Below are 17117 nucleotides of genomic sequence, written 5' to 3' on the forward strand. Positions count from 1 at the left end.
CGAGAGGGCGGCAGGGTATTCGGGCCCATTATCGGCCGAGATGCCGTAACGACCAAGTCGTGTCGCGTTAAAGTCCGCCGGTAGCTGCAAGATGCACGCCATACGCAGCGATACGGATAGCGCGTAATCGGGGTGCCCCTTACGGTTCGTCGGCAAGCGCGCTTCAACAACCCCGCCGCGTGCCGATAGGAGTATGCATGGCCGAAACGCACGAAGATGAAAAGCAGCCGCGCGAACATGACGTAATGCGCCTGTTCGAACGACCGATCCAGATTCGCTCGTTCATCATGACCGCGATTCTGGTCATCCTGCTGCTCTATACGCTGTATTTCGCGCGTTTCATCTTCATACCGGTCGCGCTCGCGCTGATCTTCAACCTGCTGCTCGGCCCGGTGGTTACCCGCATGCAGCGGTTCTATATCCCGCGCTGGATCAGTGCCCTGCTGCTCATCGGCAGCTTCGCGGCCATCGTCGCCTACGGCTGCTACATGCTCATGGGCCCGGCGCAATACTGGATCAAGCACGCGCCCGAGGCGTTCACCTCCTTCGAGGAAAAGACGTCCCAGCTGCAGCAGCAGATCCAGGACATGAACGAAAGCACCGAGGAGATCAAGAAGGCCGCGACCAAGATGATCGGCAAGGCCGCCAATCAGGGCCAGACCATCAGCATCAACGACGAGACCCTGCGCGACCAGATCGTGACCAACCTGCAGTGGACGGGCGGCATCCTGTTCATGACCCTGATCATGCTCTACTTCATGCTCTGCGGGCGCGGTTTCGTGTTCCGAAAACTGCTGATCATGACGCGAACAGGGCGAAGTCGGCGCAATGCGGTACGTATCGTGCGGCATCTGCAGAGTGATATCAGCCGCTATCTGCTCACTGTCACCGCGATCAACATCTTGCTGGGCGCCAGCGTTGCCCTGGTGCTGTGGCTGATCGGCCTGTCCGATCCCATGCTCTGGGGCGTGCTCGTGGGCGTACTCAATTTCGCCCCCTATGCCGGCGCCGCGATCTCGCTGGCCGCGATCACGCTGGCCTCATTCGCCACCTTCGATACGCTCGGCCACGTGCTCGCCGCCCCCGCGGCCGTATTCGCGCTCAACGTGCTCGAAGGCAATTTCGTCACCCCGGCCATCCACGGCCAGCGTTTCGAGATGAGCCCCTTGATGGTGTTCTTTGCCCTGTTCTTCTGGGGCTGGCTGTGGGGTGTGGCCGGCATGCTCATGGCAGTGCCGTTGCTGGTGGTATGCAAGGTCACCTGCGACCACATCGAGGAACTGCGCCCCGTTGGACGCCTGCTCGGGCGCTAGACCGCGTTTTTGACCTGGTCGACCAGTCGCGCGAGGCGTGCACGGCTTTGTTGTAGCGCGTCGAGCTTTTGGTCGAGCGCGCTCAACTCGTTCGCCAGTGTGGCGCGCACGCGATCACAGGGGTCGAAATGCGGCGCGTCGTCGACCAGGCACGGCAGCAGTAGCGCGACGCTGTCGAGTTTGAGGCCGGCCTCGTTGAGCTGGCGCACGAGCGTTGCCTGCTGCAGATCGGCCTCGCTGTACTGGCGGTAGCCGGCGTCACTGCGCCGGGGCGTGAGCACGCCGCGGCTTTCGTAATAGCGCAGCATCCGCTCGCTGATACCGCTGCGCTTGGCGAACTCGCCGATATGCATGGCATTCGATGGGTATTGACCTTAACAGCACTGTCAGGCCGCAGGATCGGTTCGTCAATCACACGATGGATCGTCGTCATGTCTCGTTCGTTCAAATGCCTGTGCATGCTGTTATTGGGCGCCTTTGCGCCCGTCGTGATAGCGGCGCCCGCCGCTAGTGACCGAGCGGCAGAGCCGTTGGTTTTCATCATTCACGGCTATGCGGCCACACCGGCCGATCACTGGTTTGGCTGGCTCGAAAACGCGTTGGCCGATCGCGGAATCGAAGCCCGTCGCATTGCCTTGCCTGATTCCGCCACCCCTGAGCCCCGGGCCTGGGCCGAACGGCTCGATCAGCTGACCCGCGATATGCAACGCCCGGTCTATTTCGTGGCCCATAGTCTGGGTGGGATCGCACTGCTGGCGGCGTTACAGCGGCGTATCGATGCTGACCCGGCAGGCGCGCACTGGGCAGGCCTGGTGTTGGTATCGGCATTCGCCGAGCCATTGCCGGCACTGCCGCAGCTCGACGCCTTTGTTGCAGCGCCGGTCGATTTCGAAGCGATACACGCCGCTGTCGACCAGCAGCAGGTGATATCCGCCCGCGACGATCCGATCGTGGCGTTTATGCACAGTATGGCGCTGGCCGAACGGCTGCAGGCCCCTTTTTTGCTGGAACCGACCGGTGGGCATTTTCTCGGCCGCGACGGCTACACGCGCCTGCCCGTGGTGCTGACTACGGTGTTGAATATGATCGCGTCGCAGGAACGGACGGCCGATACGCGCGAACCGGCATCAGCGCAGGAACACGAAGTACCCTAGAAAAATCACTGCAAGGGCGAGCATCAGCGGGTGGATCTCGCGGTGGCGGCGGGCCGCGGCCATGGTGATCGGGTAGACGATGAAGCCAAGCGCGATGCCGGTGGCAATGGAATAGGTCAGCGGCATCAGCAGCACGGTCAGAAACGCCGGCACCGCCGTTTCGAAGCGATCCCAGGCGATATGGCGTAGCGATGCGGCCATAAGCACGCCGACTACGATCAGCGCCGGTGCGGTTACTGCCTGGGTCACCACCGCCAGCAGCGGCGAAAAGAACAGCGCCAGCAGGAACAGCACGCCCACGACCACGGCGGTGAAACCGCTGCGCCCACCCGCAGCCACGCCCGAGGCCGATTCGATATAGGCCGTCGTCGACGAGGTGCCGATGAGCCCGCTCGCGCTGGTGGCAAGCGCATCGGCGAACAGGGCACGGCCGGCACGCGGCAGCTTGTTGTCGACGATCAGCCCGGCCTGGCGGGCTACGCCCATGAGGGTGCCGGCCGAATCGAAGAAATCCACGAACAGCATGGTGCCGATGACCACCGCCATCTGCGGCGTGAACAGGTCGGGCAGGCGGGATATGGCCGCCCCGGCCACCGGGCTGATATCCGGCACCGGGCTGACGATATGGTCGGGCAGGTCGATCAGGCCGGTGAGCATGCCCACCACGGCCGTAAGCGCCATGCCCAGAAAGATCGCGCTGGTCAGGCGCAGCGTCATCAGAATGACGGTGGCCAGCAAACCGAAGATGGCTAGCAGCGTCTGCGGGTCGGTCAGCGGGGCCAGGCCCACCAGCAGGGCATCGTCGTTGACGATGATGCCGGCATTGGTCAACCCGATGAAGGCGATGAACAGGCCGATGCCGGCCGCCACGGCATGCTTGAGTTCGTCGGGGATAGCGTCGATCACCCGTTCGCGCAGCCGTGAGACGGTCAGGGCCATGAAGATCAGACCCGAGACGAACGTGCCGGCCAGCGCGGTCTGCCATTCGATGCCCATGCCGAGCACCACCGAGAAGGCAAAGAAGGCGTTCAGGCCCATGCCCGGCGCCTGGGCGATCGGATAGCGCGCCAGCAGCCCCATCACCAGCGAGCCGAAGGCCGCGGCCACGGCGGTGGCGGTGAATACCGCATCGCGCGGCATGCCCAGGCCCGCGGCCTCCGGAACCGAGGCCAACGACAACACGGCCGGGTTCACGAACAGGATATAGGCCATCGACAGGAACGTGGTCAGCCCCGCGACGGTTTCCTTGCGCCAGTTCGTGTCGAGGGCGTCGAAATCGAAATAGCGGGCAATCGCGTTCACGGCGGATCCTGCGCTGGGGCCTAGGGCCGTTGATATCTTGATAGGGCGCGCATGATACAAAAAACATGCCGGCCTGGCCCCGGCGCTATAACCCAGTGGCGCGCGGACGCCCGGCGCCAGCGATCCCGGCTTAGGGCTGCCCGGCTTCGCCGCGTGGTCGACGCCGCTCCATCTGGCGGGCCAGACGACTGCTGCGGGCCACGTCCGAGAGCGTGAGCACGCCTTCGACCTCGCGCGGGTGATCCATCCGGCCGTCGGGGGTGATCAATGCCACCTCGCACTTCGCCGCGCGCAGACGGCCGACGATATCGAAGACCATGTCATCGGCCGCGGCGACGATGTAGTCGGTTTCCATATGTTCGTCGGCCCAGCTGCGAATCCTGGCGCGTCGGGTGAGCCGGTAATGCCGCCGGGTGGAAAAGATCGCCTGAATTTTCTGCTCGGCGTCGAGCACGAGCACGTTCGGGGCCTGGCGGCCGAAGCGCTTGAAGCGACGGCGAATTTCCGCAAGCCCGCGGTTGTTGCCCACCCGGATCACGCGCGGGTCGGCGAACTCGGACGCCTTCTGCAGCATGAACAGATTGGTTTCCAGCGAGGCCGGGACCGGGTGATTGCGCCGCGAGAGCTTGAAGGTATAGATCGTGTCCGCCATCAGGAACTGGCGGACGTAGTAGGCAATCGACACCACGATGATCATGGGAATGATCACGTGATAGTCGCGCGTCATCTCGAAGATGATCACGATCGCGGTCAGCGCCGCACCCGTGGAGCTGGCCACCACCGCGGCCATGCCCAGCACGGCCATGGTGGCCACATCGAGCTCGAACCAGGGCGTGAGATGCTGCATGGCCACCGCAAAGGCGCCGCCCAGCGTCGCACCCAGATAAAGCGCGGGCGAAAACACGCCGCCGGAGGCACCCGAGCCCAGCGTCAGCGAGGTGGCCAGCAGCTTGCCCACGAATAACAGCAGCAACAGCCAGGGCGAGGTGAGCGCGTTTTCCAGAATATCCTGGATCGTGGCATAGCCTACGCCCTCGACGTAGTACTCGCCGGTGAGCGACATGAAGGCATACATCATCACGCCCACCAGCCCCATGCCGATGAGGTGGCGCGAATAATTGTTGCCCGGCATGCGTTCGAACAGCCCCTCGAACACATAGATGCTGCGCGTGAACACCAGCGCGGCCAGCCCCATGAGGATGCCGAACACCACATACACGCCGAACAGTTCCGGCGAGTTCAAATCGAGCGCCTGGTTGGCCAGCGCCGGAATATCGAAGGACGGTGTGTTGCCGAACAGCGCCCGGCCCACGAACGAAGCCGCGCCCGTGGCCAGGGCCACCGGGATGAGCGTACGCCCGGAGGTTTCCGGCAGGATGATTTCGATCGCGAACAGCAGACCGCCCAGCGGGGCGTTGAAGGTGGCCGCAATGCCGGCGGCCGCGCCGGCCGCGATCAGCGTATTGCGCTGCCATTCCCGTAACAGCGTGACCTGGCCAATACTCGAACCCAGCGCCGAGCCGATCTGGATGATCGGGCCTTCCCGCCCCACCGCGCCGCCGGTGGCAATGGAAATGGAAGAGGCGAGCGCCTTCACCCCGGCCACACTCGGGCGGATGACCCCGCCCTTGTAATAGATGGCGTCGATGACTTCGGGTACGCCGTGGCCCTTGGCCTCGGGGGCGAAGTTCTGCACCAGAAAGGTCACCGCCACCGAGCCCAGCATGGGCACGATGATGATCCAGGCCCCGAACGGGCTTGCCGCGGTATGTTCGTTGGCGTCGTAGAGGCGCGACAGCTCGCCGAAGAAGGCAAGGTTGTGGAATACGGCGATCAGGTCGCGGAATATCGAGGCGCCGTAGCCGGCGGCCACACCCACGCACACGGCCAGCAGGCTGAGTACGAGGCTGGAACGTTCGATAGTGCGCGACCGGGCCAATGCAATCCCTGCTTTGCTGAGCGTCGAGTCGGCCGCCGCGGCGACGGGTGTCGCGCATGAAGCGGGCGTGGGTGGCCCGCTTCGCTGGGCATGCCGTTTGGCGGCCGTCCTGAGGTGTGTGGAGTATACAGCAACCGCGGCCTCATCCGAAGCCTCGCACGGCCTGTGTTCGGCATGTGCACGGGCTCGGCGGCGTCCATGGCGGTCGCCGCCGAGCCTGTTCGTGGCGCTTTTCTACTTGTCGAACATATGCGTGGCATGGGTGATCGCGCCGCCGGCACGGATGGCCGCTGCCACTACCGCGGTTTCGCTGAGTTCGGCATCGCTGGCGCCGGCATCGCGTGCCGCCTGGGTATGCAGTTCCAGGCAATAGGGGCACTGGGTGGTCATGGCCACGGCGAGGGCGATGAGTTGCTTGGTCTTGGCATCGATCGCGCCCTCGGCGAAGGCGGCCTTGTCGAATGCCCAGAATGCGTCCATGCCCTGGGGCGCGCCGCTGTCGAGCTGGCCGAGGCGTTCCAGATTCTTGCGGTCGTACATGCTCTCCTCCGGTATCGATTAGGGGCGGTGCCGGCTTGTTGCTTGGGTTCTGGCACCGTCGCAATCGACCCTGCGCGCGCCGCGACGAGACTGTCAACGCAACCAAGGTCGTGTTCGCGGGGAAACCTTGGCGCCGCTCGGGTGTCGTTGATAAGGCACTCTCGAATGGGAAACGACGCCATGCGATACCAGGGCAAGATCAACCGTCCCGTCATCCGGATCGGCGCGCTCGTGCTGCTGATGCTGGCATGCACGGCCGGGGTGGTACTGGCCGCGGCCCAGAGCGAGTCCGGCCTCGTGGCCGAGCAGCCCGTCGCTTCCGACAACTTCGCCCACTATCGTGATGCCGGCGCCGGCTATGCCTTCGACTACCCGCGCGCACTGGAGCCGGCCGAAGCAGAAGGCAACAACGATACCCGGCTGTTGCAGGGCCACGGTTTGAGCCTGCGCGTATCCACCACGGCGCTGGGCGGGCGTTCGCTACGGGCGCTGGCCATGAACGCGCTCGACGACCCGAGTGCGGCCAGCGAAACCCGCAATACCGACGGCAGCGTGGTGCTCGTACAGGAGGAGCCGGGCGCACAACGCGCGGTCAAGGCGATCGCGCTGGCCGATGAGCGCGCCGCCGTGATGGTGGTCGACGGCGCCTCCGAGGCGGTCAGCGATACCATTCTGTCGAGCTTCGTGCCGGTATCGGCGGCAGCGGCCGACCCGGAAGAAACCGATGCCGAGGCCCGCTATCGCAACCCCGAGCTGGGTTTTTCCATCGAACGGCCGAAGGGCGCGCAGGTATCACGTGACGGCGCCGACAGCGTGTCGTTCAAGGTGCTGGGCCCGGACAATGCCGCCGCCAGCGAGATCAGCGACGGTTTTGTGCTCACCGTCATTCGCGATCATCGGCCCGGTATTGCGACCCTGGCCGAATACGCCGAAGCGGTGCGTGCCGACGGCGCCCCCAGCGCCGACACCCGCCGGGTCGGCGATTACGAGGCGCTGCACTACAGCACGCAGAGTGAAATGGGCGATACGGTGTCCCACTGGCTGTATCGCATCGGCGAGCAGCGCCAGTATCAGGTCACCGCGACGGTCAGCGGTGCTCCGGGCCGTTATCGCGACCGGATTCAGGCGATGCTCGAGAGCCTGCGCTTCGACTAGCCTGCGGCCGGGGCGTCGGCCGCGTGGCCAGAAAGGTGGCGACACAGGCCAGCCCCAGGGTGACGCCGATCGCCAACGGCCGGTAATCGATATGCCACCAGACGATGGCCACGCTGGCGGCAATCATCGCCAGGGCGGTGAGCTTGGTACGCAGCGTGAGCGCTCGTTCGCGTTCCCAGTTGACGATGGCCGGCCCGGCATAGCGGTTGGCCCGTATCCAGGCCGCGAAGCGCGGCGAGCCGCGGGAGGCCAGCGCCACGGCGGCGAGCATGAACGGCGTGGTGGGCAGCAGCGGCAGGAACACCCCGAGCAGGCCGAGTACGAACAGCAGCGCGGCCGCGGCGACCAGCAGATACTGCTTGAGCGTCATGCGCTCAAGCATCGTGACCACGGCAGCGTTGGGTTAGAGTAGCGGCTGGGGCGAGGCATGGCGCGATGCTACGCCGCGTGTATCGGCGCTGTCATGCTGACGCAGGGCCGGTCCGGGTCGCGTCGTTCGTGTTTGGCAGGTATCGAGGTCAGGGAGAACATGGTGCACCGTCATAATGCCGAGCAGCTTTCGTCGCAGGAGCAACCGCCCGCCGACGGGCGTGGCCGGCGTGCGTCCACGCCCGTGGATATTCCCTTCAAGGGCTGGCGCGACGTGGCCATGCGCGTCTATCACGCCTTCAACGACAATAATCTGTCGATCATCGCCGCCGGGGTCTCGTTCTACGGGCTGCTGGCGATCTTTCCTGGTATTGCCGCGTTCGTGGCCATCTACGGACTGTTTCTGGACCCGGCCGGCGTGGTCGAGCAGCTCAACCAGCTCGATGAGGTGGTGCCGCCGGATGTGATCGCCACGGTCACCGGCCAGATGACGCAGATCGCCGCCAAGCCGCAGGCCTCGCTCGGGCTGGCCGCGTTCTTCACCCTGGGCCTGGCGCTGTGGAGCGCACGCAAGGGCACCACGGCGCTGATGATCGCGCTCAACGTGGTCTATGCCGAGCGCGAAACCCGTAATTTCTTCGTCAAGATCGCTGTCTCGCTAGCGCTGACCTTTGCCATCGTACTGGGGCTGAGCGCGGTCGCGATCATGGCCGCCGGCGTGCCGCTGCTGTTCGCCGCCCTGGGGTTTGGCGACTGGATGGTGGCGGTCGGCCGTGGTCTGGGTCTGGGCGGCGCGGCGCTGGTGCTCATGACCGGCATCGCCGGGCTGTATCGCTATGCGCCCAGTCGTCGCCCGCCGAAATGGCGCTGGGTATTCATCGGCGCGGCCATCGTGACCGTGTTCTGGATTCTCGGTTCGCTCGCGTTCTCGGTGTATGTATCGTTTTCCAACACCTATTCGGCCACCTACGGCTCGCTCGGGGCCGTGGTGGTGGTGCTCACCTGGATGTATATCACCGTGCTGATCATGCTCATGGGCGGCGAGCTCAACGCCCAGCTGGAGTTTCAGACCGCGCACGACACCACCACTTCCGGCGGCAAGCCGATGGGCGAGCGCGGCGCTTTCGTGGCCGACAATATCGCCAAGCGCGCCGACGATATCGATTTTGAAGACAAGAAACCGGGGCCGGGCTGATGACACGCTGCGAAGATCTGTTCATTGCCAGTTCCGAGGCGCCCGACGAGCGTATCCATCTGCGCGAAAAGCGGGCGGATGCGCCCGCCAGCGATGCCCCGGCCAAGGCCGTGCTGTTCGTGCACGGTGCGACCTATCCTGGGGTGATGTTCGACGTGCCTACCAGCAGCTGGCTCGAGCATGCCGTAGCCGACGGCTATAGCGCCTATGCGCTGGACGTACGCGGCTACGGCGCCTCCACCCGCAGCCCGGTGCTGGATGCACCCGCCCAGGACAATCCGCCGTTTGCACGGGCAGAAAGCGCGGTGGCCGATATTGCCGATGCCATCGCCACCATTCGCGAGCGCACCGGCCTGGAGACCGTGGACCTGGTGGGCTGGTCATGGGGCACGATGACCACCGGCATGTATGCCGCCAGCCGCCCGGGCACCATCAACCGACTCGTGTTGTTCGCCCCCGTCTACAGCTGCGAGCGGCTTGATCGCATCAACGCCCTGGAGGATCGCGACAACCCCCACCGCCTTCGCCCGCTGGGCGCCTACCGCACGGAAAACATCGAGCAGGCCCGCGAACGCTGGGATGCGGAAATCACCGTCGAGGATCCGGACAGTTGGCGTGACCCGGCGATTCTCGATCGCTGGTACGAGCAGATGCTGCGCGACGAACCGGCCGATTATGTACGCGCGCCCAACGGCGTTCTCGTGGACCTGTGGGAAGCCTTCAACGGCCGCGCCCGCTATGAAGCCGGCGATATCGACGTGCCCACGCTGGTGATTCGGGCCAGCCAGGACGCCACCGCGATTCGCGAAGATGGGCTGGGCCTCTACGACCGGCTGGGCAGCGCCTACAAGCAGTACGACGAAATCGGCCGCGGCACCCATTTTTTGTTGCTGGAGCGTCGTGCGCCCCAGCTGTTCGATCGTGTGAGCGCGTTTCTGGCCAGCCCGCTGGCCACGGACTGACCCGGGCCTGTCGCTAGCGCCCGAAGACGTGCCGCTTGCCTAGCCGAACACGGCACGCAGGATGAAATAGAACACCGCGGTGAACAGCGCCGCGCCGGGCAGGGTGAGCAGCCAGCCAAGGAATACGCGGCCGAGGACGCTCAGGTCCAGCGCGCGAATGCCGCGGGCCAGGCCCACGCCGAGCACGCCACCGACCAGGGTCTGGGTGGTGGATACCGGAATACCGAACCAGGTGGCCAGCACGACCGTGGTGGCCGCGGCAAGCTCCGCCGAAAACCCGCGGGTGGGGGTGAGCGAGGTGATCTTGGCGCCAATGGTGCGAATTACGCGGTGGCCGTAGGTCGCCAGCCCGAACACGATGCCCACGCCGCCGAGCACCAGCACCCAGCTGGCCAGCTCCGATTCGCCGCCGATCTGGCCCGGATTGTTCAGCACGTTGATGATGGCCGCGACCGGGCCGACAGCATTGGCCACGTCGTTGGAGCCGTGCGCGAACGCCATGGTGGCGGCCGTGAACACCTGGGCGAAGCCGAACACCCGCTCCACGTTGCGATAACGATCAGAGCGCTGGTGCGTGTCGAGCAGCTGTACGCGGTTGAGCAACAGCCGGCTGATTACCGCCGCACCGATGCCCAGCACCACCGCGCCGAGAATGCTCATCGGCGTCGACAGTTCCAGGCCCACATGGCTCAAGCCCTTCACCAGCGTGACCAGACAGATCACGAAGCCGGCCAGAAACACATAGAACGGGATATAGCGGCGCGCGCCCTCGGCCGGGTTGTCGTGGTTGAGTACCAGCCGGCGTATCGACTCGAACAGCAGGAAGGCCAGCGTGCCGGCGATGATCGGCGAGGCGATCCAGCTGGCCACGATTTTGCCGATTTCTGCCCAGTTCACCGGCTCCGTACCCACCGAGACCAGGGCGAAGCCGAGAATACCGCCCACGATCGACTGACCGGTGGATACCGGCATGCCCAGGGTGGATGTCAGCAGCAGGAAACAGCCCGCACCGAGCAGCGCCGCGAGCATGCCGTAGACCAGTAGTTGCGGCGTATCGGCGAATACCTCCGGCCGGATCAGCCCGCCGCTGATGGTCTGGGTGACTTCGCCACCCGCCAGCCACGCGCCTAAAAACTCGAAGATGCCGGCAATGATCACCGCCTGGGTGATGGTGATCGCCCCCGAGCCGACCGACGTGCCCATGGCATTGGCCACATCGTTCGCGCCGATGCCCCACGCCATGAAGAAACCGAAAACGCACGCCAGAATCAGGAATAATTCGGCGTTCTGGGCGATGATCGACATCAGGCGATCCTTGTAACGAGGGCGTGGGCCCGAAAGTGTTTAGCGGGTGGCAAGAATCTGCAGGCGCGAGCCGGCGCGCTCGGCGCGATCCGCCACCGAGCCGATCGCATCGATCACCCGGTAGATGAACATCATCTCCAACGGCGGCAGTTCGCTTTCCAGCGGCAGCAGCTGGCGACGGATGGCCACCTGCTGCTCGTCCGAGGTGTTTTCCAGCCGGCCCAGCTCGGCGACCATGTCGGCGATGAGCTCGCCCACGCTGCGCCCGAAGCCCGAGTCCAGCAGTTCGCCCAGTTCCTCGAGCACCTTGCGCGCCTGCGCCACGCTGGCATGCGTGGTTTCCAGATAGGCCCGAATGGGCGCCTGAAGCGCATCCGGGAACTGCATGCGCCGACCCGTCATCAGGCCGGATATATCCTTGATCTTGTTGACGATCTTGTCCTGCGCTTCGACCAGCACCAGCAGGTCGGCGCGCGAGATCGGCATGAACAGCGTGCTCGGCAGGTTGAGCCGGATACGATCCTTGAGATCGTCGGCCTCGTGCTCGCAGTCGTTGATCTGCTGATGCAGCGCCTCGGCCGCGTCCCAGTCTCCGGCCTGGCTCCGCTCGATGAATTCCATCAGCAGCGATGAGCCTTTTTCCACCTGGCGCATATGCTCGGTCAGCGCCCCGAACGGCGACTTGCCGAACAGGCTGGGAAACGGGCTGTTCTTGGTGGGATCCATACGGGCTCCGGATGCGGCGACGGTTCATGCTCGGCGCACAGTATGTCAGTCGTAAGACAGGCGCCGGTGACCTGCGTCATCATCGTCGCGCCACGAGCGCTTGCGGCGACCGGCCCCGCGACGTCCTGAGGCCTTATGTCCTGCGCTTTATAACGTCGTAGCGCGGAACGTTTGCGCTGATATATGTCCGATATCCTTCCACGACTTTGCAGATGAACTCGTACCCGATGCTCAACCCCGTTCCATCCGGCGCCGGGCGCGGCGCGCTATTGCGCTGGCTCGGCTGGCTCATGATTGCCTATACCCTCGTGCTGTCGCTGGTGGCCCTGCGCTATCTCGATGTGGGTGATCTGGCCAGCGGCGGGGTGGCCCGCAGCTTCGGCGTGGCGATGTTCTTTGCACATTTCCTGTCGGTCGCGCTCATCGGCCTGTTGCCGGTCATGCTGCTCGCCCTGCTGTTGCCCTATCGGCACCTCATCGTGCCGCTGGCCTGGGCGGTGGGGGTGGTGCTCACCTGCCTGCTGCTGGTGGATACGCTGGTATTCCAGCAATACCGGTTTCATCTGAACGGCGCGCTGGTGTCGCTGTTCTTCTCCGGCGCCTCGGAAGAAACCTTTGAATTCTCGCTGGCGATGAAGATCCAGGTCGCCCTCATCGGCCTGGGCGTGGCCGTCGCGCTCTGGGGCGTGGGCTGGGCGGTATGGCGGCTGGTCGCGGCCACCCGCGAGCGCCGCTTCGGCTACGGCGTGGCCACGGCATGCGTGGCACTGCTGCTGGCCACCAACCTGTTTCATGCCTATGCCGATGCCATGGGCGACGGCAACGTGACGCGCCAGACGCGCCTGCTGCCAGGCTACGAGCCGCTCACCGCCAAGGATTTTCTCGAAGAACGCGGCTTCGACGTGGCCGAGGCCAGCTGGGGCGGCGATACCGCCCTCGATGGCTCCATCGACTACCCGCGGGTGCCGCTGCAAACCACCAAGCCGGGCCAGCCGAAGAACATCGTGTTCATCGTCATCGACTCCTGGCGTTTCGATGCCATGAACGAACAGGTATCGCCGCATATGGCGCGTTTCGCGGCGAACAATCAGCGCTTCATGAACCACTACAGCGGCGGCAACGCCACGCGTATTGGCATGTTCACGCTCTTCTACGGCATTCCCGGCACCTACTGGCACAGCATGCTGCAAACGAACACCCGGCCGGTGCTGGTCAGCCGTATGCTCGATCTGGGCTACGACTTCGGCATCTTTCGCAGCGCGCCGCTGTCCTCGCCCGAATTTCATCGCACCATCTTCTCCGGCATGAAGCAGCTGCGTATGGAATCCGAAGGCAACGACTCGCCCACGCGGGATATCGACGCCAACCGCGACTTCATCGACTACCTGCAAAAACGCGATCCGAACGCCGAACAACCCTTCTTCGGCATGGTGTTCTACGACTCGCCGCACGCCTACGATCTGCCGGACGACGCCCCGCGCCCGTTCCAGCCCAGCTGGGACAGCGTCAACTACCTATCGCTGGATGAAGACACCGACCCCACCGGCCTGCACAACTTGTATCGCAACTCCGTGCACTTCGTGGACGGCCTCGTCGGCAAAACGCTGGATACGCTGGAAGCGAAGGGCCTGATGGACGACACCATCGTCGTCATCACCGGCGATCACGGCCAGGAGTTCAACGACCTGGGCCTGAACTACTGGGGCCACAACGGCGACTACAGCCGCTACCAGACGCAGGTGCCGATGATCGTGCACTGGCCCGGCCGCACCGAGCCCGGCACCCGGACCGAATACCTGACCAGCAGCCTCGATGTCGCCCCCACGCTGCTTGAGCACGCCTTGGGCGTAACCAACGCCTACGACGCCACCAGCACCGGCCACGACCTGTTCGAACCGGCCGAGCGCCTGCCGATGATCATGGCCCAGTACCGCGGCCATGCAGCGATGACCGAAAACGGCTTCATCGACTTCCCGGCCATCGGCCGCCCCGAAGCGCTCGACCGCGACTACCGCCCCCGCGAAGACGGCCCCTCACCGGCCGCCATTCAGGCCACGCTGGAACAGATGACCCGGTTTCGGGATACGGATTAGCTGCCGTGCCCGCCGCCGGCTCGTCTCAAACGAACGGCGACCACACGTGCGGCAGAAAGCGATAACCCGCGCCGTCGGCCACCAAGTGGCCGATGCCGGGAAAGTCGATATGGTGGCCGGCGATCAGCTCGCCGCTCGCCGCGACTTTGGCGAATAGCGCCTGGCGCGAGCGCACCGCCTGTTCAGGGTCGATATCGAACATCACCTGCGCATCCGGGCGCGGGAACTGGATCTGCGGCAGGTGCACGATATCGGCCGCAATGAGCAGATGCTCGCCGTTGGATTCGATGCGATAACCGCTGTGATCCGGCGTATGGCCGGGCAGCGGATAACGCGTCACGCCGGGCCGGATTTCGTCGGTTTCGATCGCGCGCAGATTCGCCGCACAGGCATCGAACACGCGCCGGGCGTTGGCGAAATGACTACGGAGCATGTCACCGGCATCGTCCGGCACCGCGCCGCGCCAAAACGCCAGCTCGCCGGCCGGCACGAGCACCTCGGCCCGGGGAAAGGCCGGATTGTCGTCGCCATCGATCAACCCGCCCAGATGGTCCGGATGGCTGTGCGTGAGAATCACGCAGTCGACATCGGCCGCGGTTAACCCCATTTCCGCAAGCCCCGCGCCCAGCCGCGCACCTTCATCGCCCACAAGACCGCCTAGCCCGGTATCGATGAGAATCCGCTCATCGCCCGTATCCACCAGATAACAGTTCAGCGTGATCTTCGGCGGCGTCGGCCGCCGGCTCTCCGCATGCAATGCCTGCACCGTCGCCGCGTCCAGATTCGAGATCAGCCCGAACCCACCCTGCAGATAGGCATCCTGAATCGTGGTGACGACGAAATCGCCCACGCGCAGGTGGTGGAGGTGGGTGGATTGGGTTTCGGGTTGTTCGTGCGGCATGTCGTGTCGCTATGGGCTGACCAATACGACGGACTTGGTGACGAGTAGGAGGCTTTAAAGCTTGGTCGGCTGAATCAGCCGTCTTCCCACGGGTTGATTAACGCAACGCCGAGCGAACGAAAATCCTTCGTATTGCGGGTGGCGAGGGTCGCATCGTGCTGCGCGCATAAGGCCGCGATCTGGGCGTCGGCCATCGCGCAGGGGTGGCCGGCCGCCTCGCTGGCGGCGACCCGTTCGGCATAAAACACGGCAGCCTGAGCATCGAATGCCAGGATTGCATCGGCGAAATCTTCCTCGAACATAGCAGCTGCGATTTCGCCGAGCTGCTGCTTGCGGCGGCCGTCGGGTAACCGTTCGATGCCGTAAAGAATTTCGGCCACTGTAATCGCCGTGGTCGCGATCAGTTCACCGCTGCTGGCAGCATCGAGCCAAGCGATCACAGTCGGCGCTGGCGCGGGACGCATCAGTTCGGACAACACATTGGTGTCCAGAACGATCATCAGTCGAAGTCCGCGGCGCGCGGTGCTTCACGGCGCGCCGGCAGGTCGAGGTCGGCCCCACCCACGTCGCGAAATCGTGCCTGCACCCGGCTGCCTAGGCCGCCTTTCTTCGCACTCGCAAGCGAGCGACGCAGGATCACGCGAACCTCTTCTTCCATCGAATGGCCGTGCTCGGCCGCGGCCAGCCGTAGCGCCTGTTTCAGCTCGTCGTCCAGGTTGCGGATCGTAATCGAAGCCATCGAATTGATTGCAGTGATATCAATGCAATCAATTTAACACGGTCGCGATTAGCACGGGTGAGGGTCGTAACAAAGCCGTTGAACGCGGGCACTATTGAGTTCTGCGAATGCGCGCTCTGCTGCTCAACGCTAATTTAAGCTAGCTTAATTAGCAGCATGCTAATTAAACGAAAAGCCGATTTGCTTTATTAAGGCCGAGCCGCCTAAGCTCTTGCGATGAGCGATAACGCAGCGAAAGAAACACGGGCCGGCCGTTATCGCGAAACCGTCGCGGGCGGCGAAACGGTGAAGGCTTTCATCCCGGCCGATCTACCGCCGCAGCCACCCGTGAACATCATGGGACTGCTGGAGCGCTTTGCCCGAGCGCAAAGCGCCATTGGCCGGCTCGACGGGATCACCACGCTTTTGCCCGGCGACGATCTGTTCTTGTACATGTATGTGCGCAAGGAAGCGGTACTTTCCTCGCAGATCGAGGGTACTCAGTCGACCTTGAACGACCTGCTGCGCTACGAAAGTGAAGCCAGTGCCGGTCAGCCGATCGACGATATTCGCGAAGTCTCGAACTATGTCGATGCCATGCTGTATGGCTTGGAGCGCCTGAAGACTCTGCCGCTATCGCTTCGGCTCATGCGGGAAATGCACGCCAAGCTGCTGGACAGTGGTCGAGGCGCTTCGAAGAATCCCGGCGAGTTCAGAACGTCACAGAACTGGATTGGCGGAACGCGGCCCGGCAACGCTCTGTTCGTGCCGCCCGCGCCCGACGATATGCTCGGATGCTTGGATCGCTTCGAACGATTCATTCACGAAGACGCGTCAGGCTTGCCCGCTCTCATCAAGGCGGGGTTGCTGCATGTGCAGTTCGAGACCATTCATCCCTTCCTCGACGGCAATGGCCGTTTGGGCAGGCTGCTCGTCACGTTATTTCTGTGTATGGAAGGCGAAATTCAGCGCCCGCTGTTATACCTCAGCCTCTATCTCAAGACCCATCGCGCCCGCTACTACGAGCTGCTGCAGGATGTACGCGAGAACGGCCTCTGGGAGGAATGGCTTGCGTTCTTCCTCGAAGGCGTTGCCGATACCGCGAATCAGGCGTTCGACGCCGCCAATCGAATTGTCCGATTATTTGAAACAGACCGCGACATGATCCGCACAGTCGGCGATCGAGTGGGCTCCGCGCTGCGGGTTCACGAAGCGATGCAGCGGCTTCCCTTTGCGAATACAAAGCAGCTCGTCGCCGCGACTGGCTTGACTGCACCGCCGGTTAACGACGCGCTCAAGGTGTTGGAAAAGCTGGAGATTGTGAGCGAAGTCACGGGCCGACAACGTGGCCGCGTGTATCGTTACGATGCGTTCATGGATATTTTGAGTGAAGGCACCACGCCGCTGTAATCTTCCCGTCGAGCCGCGTCGTGCACCGGAACTTC

General features: G+C 64.1%; 17 protein-coding genes. 7 read left to right on the forward strand and 10 right to left on the reverse strand.

What is annotated here, in order from left to right; genetic code table 11:
- Positions 1–197 precede the first annotated feature (197 nt).
- Entirely contained in the window at positions 198–1313 is a 1116-nt protein-coding gene (locus CMN27_RS06330) for an AI-2E family transporter (protein ID WP_293624919.1), read from the forward strand.
- Here CMN27_RS06330 and CMN27_RS06335 read toward each other — a convergent pair.
- The gene (locus tag CMN27_RS06335; RefSeq protein WP_293624921.1) at positions 1310–1666 is read right to left on the reverse strand and encodes a MerR family transcriptional regulator; all 357 of its coding nucleotides are present in this window, start codon (positions 1664–1666) and stop codon (positions 1310–1312) included. The genes CMN27_RS06330 and CMN27_RS06335 overlap by 4 nt on opposite strands.
- Between CMN27_RS06335 and CMN27_RS06340 the strand changes: the two genes are divergently transcribed.
- Positions 1661–2467 carry an alpha/beta fold hydrolase gene (locus tag CMN27_RS06340; RefSeq protein ID WP_293624923.1) on the forward strand — a complete coding sequence of 269 codons (807 nt, stop codon included), beginning with the start codon at positions 1661–1663 and terminating at the stop codon, positions 2465–2467. The two genes, CMN27_RS06335 and CMN27_RS06340, sit on opposite strands and share 6 nt — an antisense overlap.
- On the opposite strand, the gene CMN27_RS06345 is transcribed toward CMN27_RS06340, so the two are convergent.
- The 3 genes from CMN27_RS06345 to CMN27_RS06355 form a co-directional block, all read right to left on the reverse strand.
- The gene (locus CMN27_RS06345) at positions 2441–3760 is read right to left on the reverse strand and encodes an NCS2 family permease (protein ID WP_366515413.1); all 1320 of its coding nucleotides are present in this window, start codon (positions 3758–3760) and stop codon (positions 2441–2443) included. The two genes, CMN27_RS06340 and CMN27_RS06345, sit on opposite strands and share 27 nt — an antisense overlap.
- Positions 3761–3899: 139 nt before the next feature.
- A complete protein-coding gene (locus CMN27_RS06350) occupies positions 3900–5708 on the reverse strand; it encodes a chloride channel protein (protein ID WP_293624927.1) in 1809 nt (602 codons plus the stop codon).
- Between the two features lie 234 nt (positions 5709–5942).
- Complete coding sequence (locus CMN27_RS06355; RefSeq protein WP_293624928.1) at positions 5943–6248, reverse strand: carboxymuconolactone decarboxylase family protein; 306 nt, start codon at positions 6246–6248, stop codon at positions 5943–5945.
- Between the two features lie 165 nt (positions 6249–6413).
- Here CMN27_RS06355 and CMN27_RS06360 point away from each other — a divergent pair, with 165 nt between their 5' ends.
- Positions 6414–7403 carry a hypothetical protein gene (locus CMN27_RS06360; RefSeq protein ID WP_293624930.1) on the forward strand — a complete coding sequence of 330 codons (990 nt, stop codon included), beginning with the start codon at positions 6414–6416 and terminating at the stop codon, positions 7401–7403.
- Here the strand turns inward: CMN27_RS06360 and CMN27_RS06365 are convergent.
- Complete coding sequence (locus tag CMN27_RS06365) at positions 7336–7785, reverse strand: YbaN family protein (protein ID WP_293624991.1); 450 nt, start codon at positions 7783–7785, stop codon at positions 7336–7338. The two genes, CMN27_RS06360 and CMN27_RS06365, sit on opposite strands and share 68 nt — an antisense overlap.
- 150 nt (positions 7786–7935) lie before the next feature.
- Between CMN27_RS06365 and CMN27_RS06370 the strand changes: the two genes are divergently transcribed.
- Both CMN27_RS06370 and CMN27_RS06375 read left to right on the forward strand, forming a co-directional pair.
- Entirely contained in the window at positions 7936–8967 is a 1032-nt protein-coding gene (locus tag CMN27_RS06370; RefSeq protein ID WP_293624931.1) for a YihY/virulence factor BrkB family protein, read from the forward strand.
- Complete coding sequence (locus tag CMN27_RS06375) at positions 8967–9929, forward strand: alpha/beta fold hydrolase (RefSeq protein WP_293624933.1); 963 nt, start codon at positions 8967–8969, stop codon at positions 9927–9929. Before CMN27_RS06370 ends, CMN27_RS06375 begins: the two co-directional genes overlap by 1 nt.
- A gap of 39 nt (positions 9930–9968) precedes the next feature.
- Here the strand turns inward: CMN27_RS06375 and CMN27_RS06380 are convergent, their stop codons facing one another.
- Positions 9969–11234, reverse strand: a complete 1266-nt coding sequence (locus CMN27_RS06380; RefSeq protein ID WP_293624935.1) for an inorganic phosphate transporter — start codon at positions 11232–11234, stop codon at positions 9969–9971.
- 39 nt (positions 11235–11273) lie between these two features.
- Positions 11274–11960: a TIGR00153 family protein gene (locus CMN27_RS06385; RefSeq protein ID WP_293624937.1), complete on the reverse strand. Its 687-nt coding sequence runs from the start codon at positions 11958–11960 to the stop codon at positions 11274–11276.
- A 212-nt stretch (positions 11961–12172) separates the two neighbouring features.
- On the opposite strand from CMN27_RS06385, the gene CMN27_RS06390 reads away from it, so the two are divergent.
- On the forward strand, positions 12173–14053 hold the full coding sequence (locus CMN27_RS06390; protein ID WP_293624939.1) for a DUF3413 domain-containing protein: 1881 nt from the start codon (positions 12173–12175) through the stop codon (positions 14051–14053).
- 25 nt (positions 14054–14078) lie between these two features.
- On the opposite strand, the gene CMN27_RS06395 is transcribed toward CMN27_RS06390, so the two are convergent.
- The 3 genes from CMN27_RS06395 to CMN27_RS06405 all read right to left on the reverse strand — a co-directional run bounded on the left by CMN27_RS06395 (position 14079) and on the right by CMN27_RS06405 (position 15693).
- Positions 14079–14954 carry an MBL fold metallo-hydrolase gene (locus CMN27_RS06395; protein ID WP_293624941.1) on the reverse strand — a complete coding sequence of 292 codons (876 nt, stop codon included), beginning with the start codon at positions 14952–14954 and terminating at the stop codon, positions 14079–14081.
- A gap of 74 nt (positions 14955–15028) precedes the next feature.
- The gene (locus CMN27_RS06400; protein ID WP_293624943.1) at positions 15029–15454 is read right to left on the reverse strand and encodes a type II toxin-antitoxin system VapC family toxin; all 426 of its coding nucleotides are present in this window, start codon (positions 15452–15454) and stop codon (positions 15029–15031) included.
- Positions 15454–15693: a hypothetical protein gene (locus CMN27_RS06405; protein ID WP_293624945.1), complete on the reverse strand. Its 240-nt coding sequence runs from the start codon at positions 15691–15693 to the stop codon at positions 15454–15456. The genes CMN27_RS06400 and CMN27_RS06405 overlap by 1 nt, the downstream gene beginning before the upstream one ends.
- 216 nt (positions 15694–15909) lie before the next feature.
- Here CMN27_RS06405 and CMN27_RS06410 point away from each other — a divergent pair, with 216 nt between their 5' ends.
- Positions 15910–17082: a Fic family protein gene (locus tag CMN27_RS06410; RefSeq protein WP_293624947.1), complete on the forward strand. Its 1173-nt coding sequence runs from the start codon at positions 15910–15912 to the stop codon at positions 17080–17082.
- Positions 17083–17117: the final 35 nt, after the last annotated feature.

The sequence above is a fragment of the Salinisphaera sp. genome (assembly GCF_002729955.1).
GTDB lineage: Bacteria > Pseudomonadota > Gammaproteobacteria > Nevskiales > Salinisphaeraceae > Salinisphaera.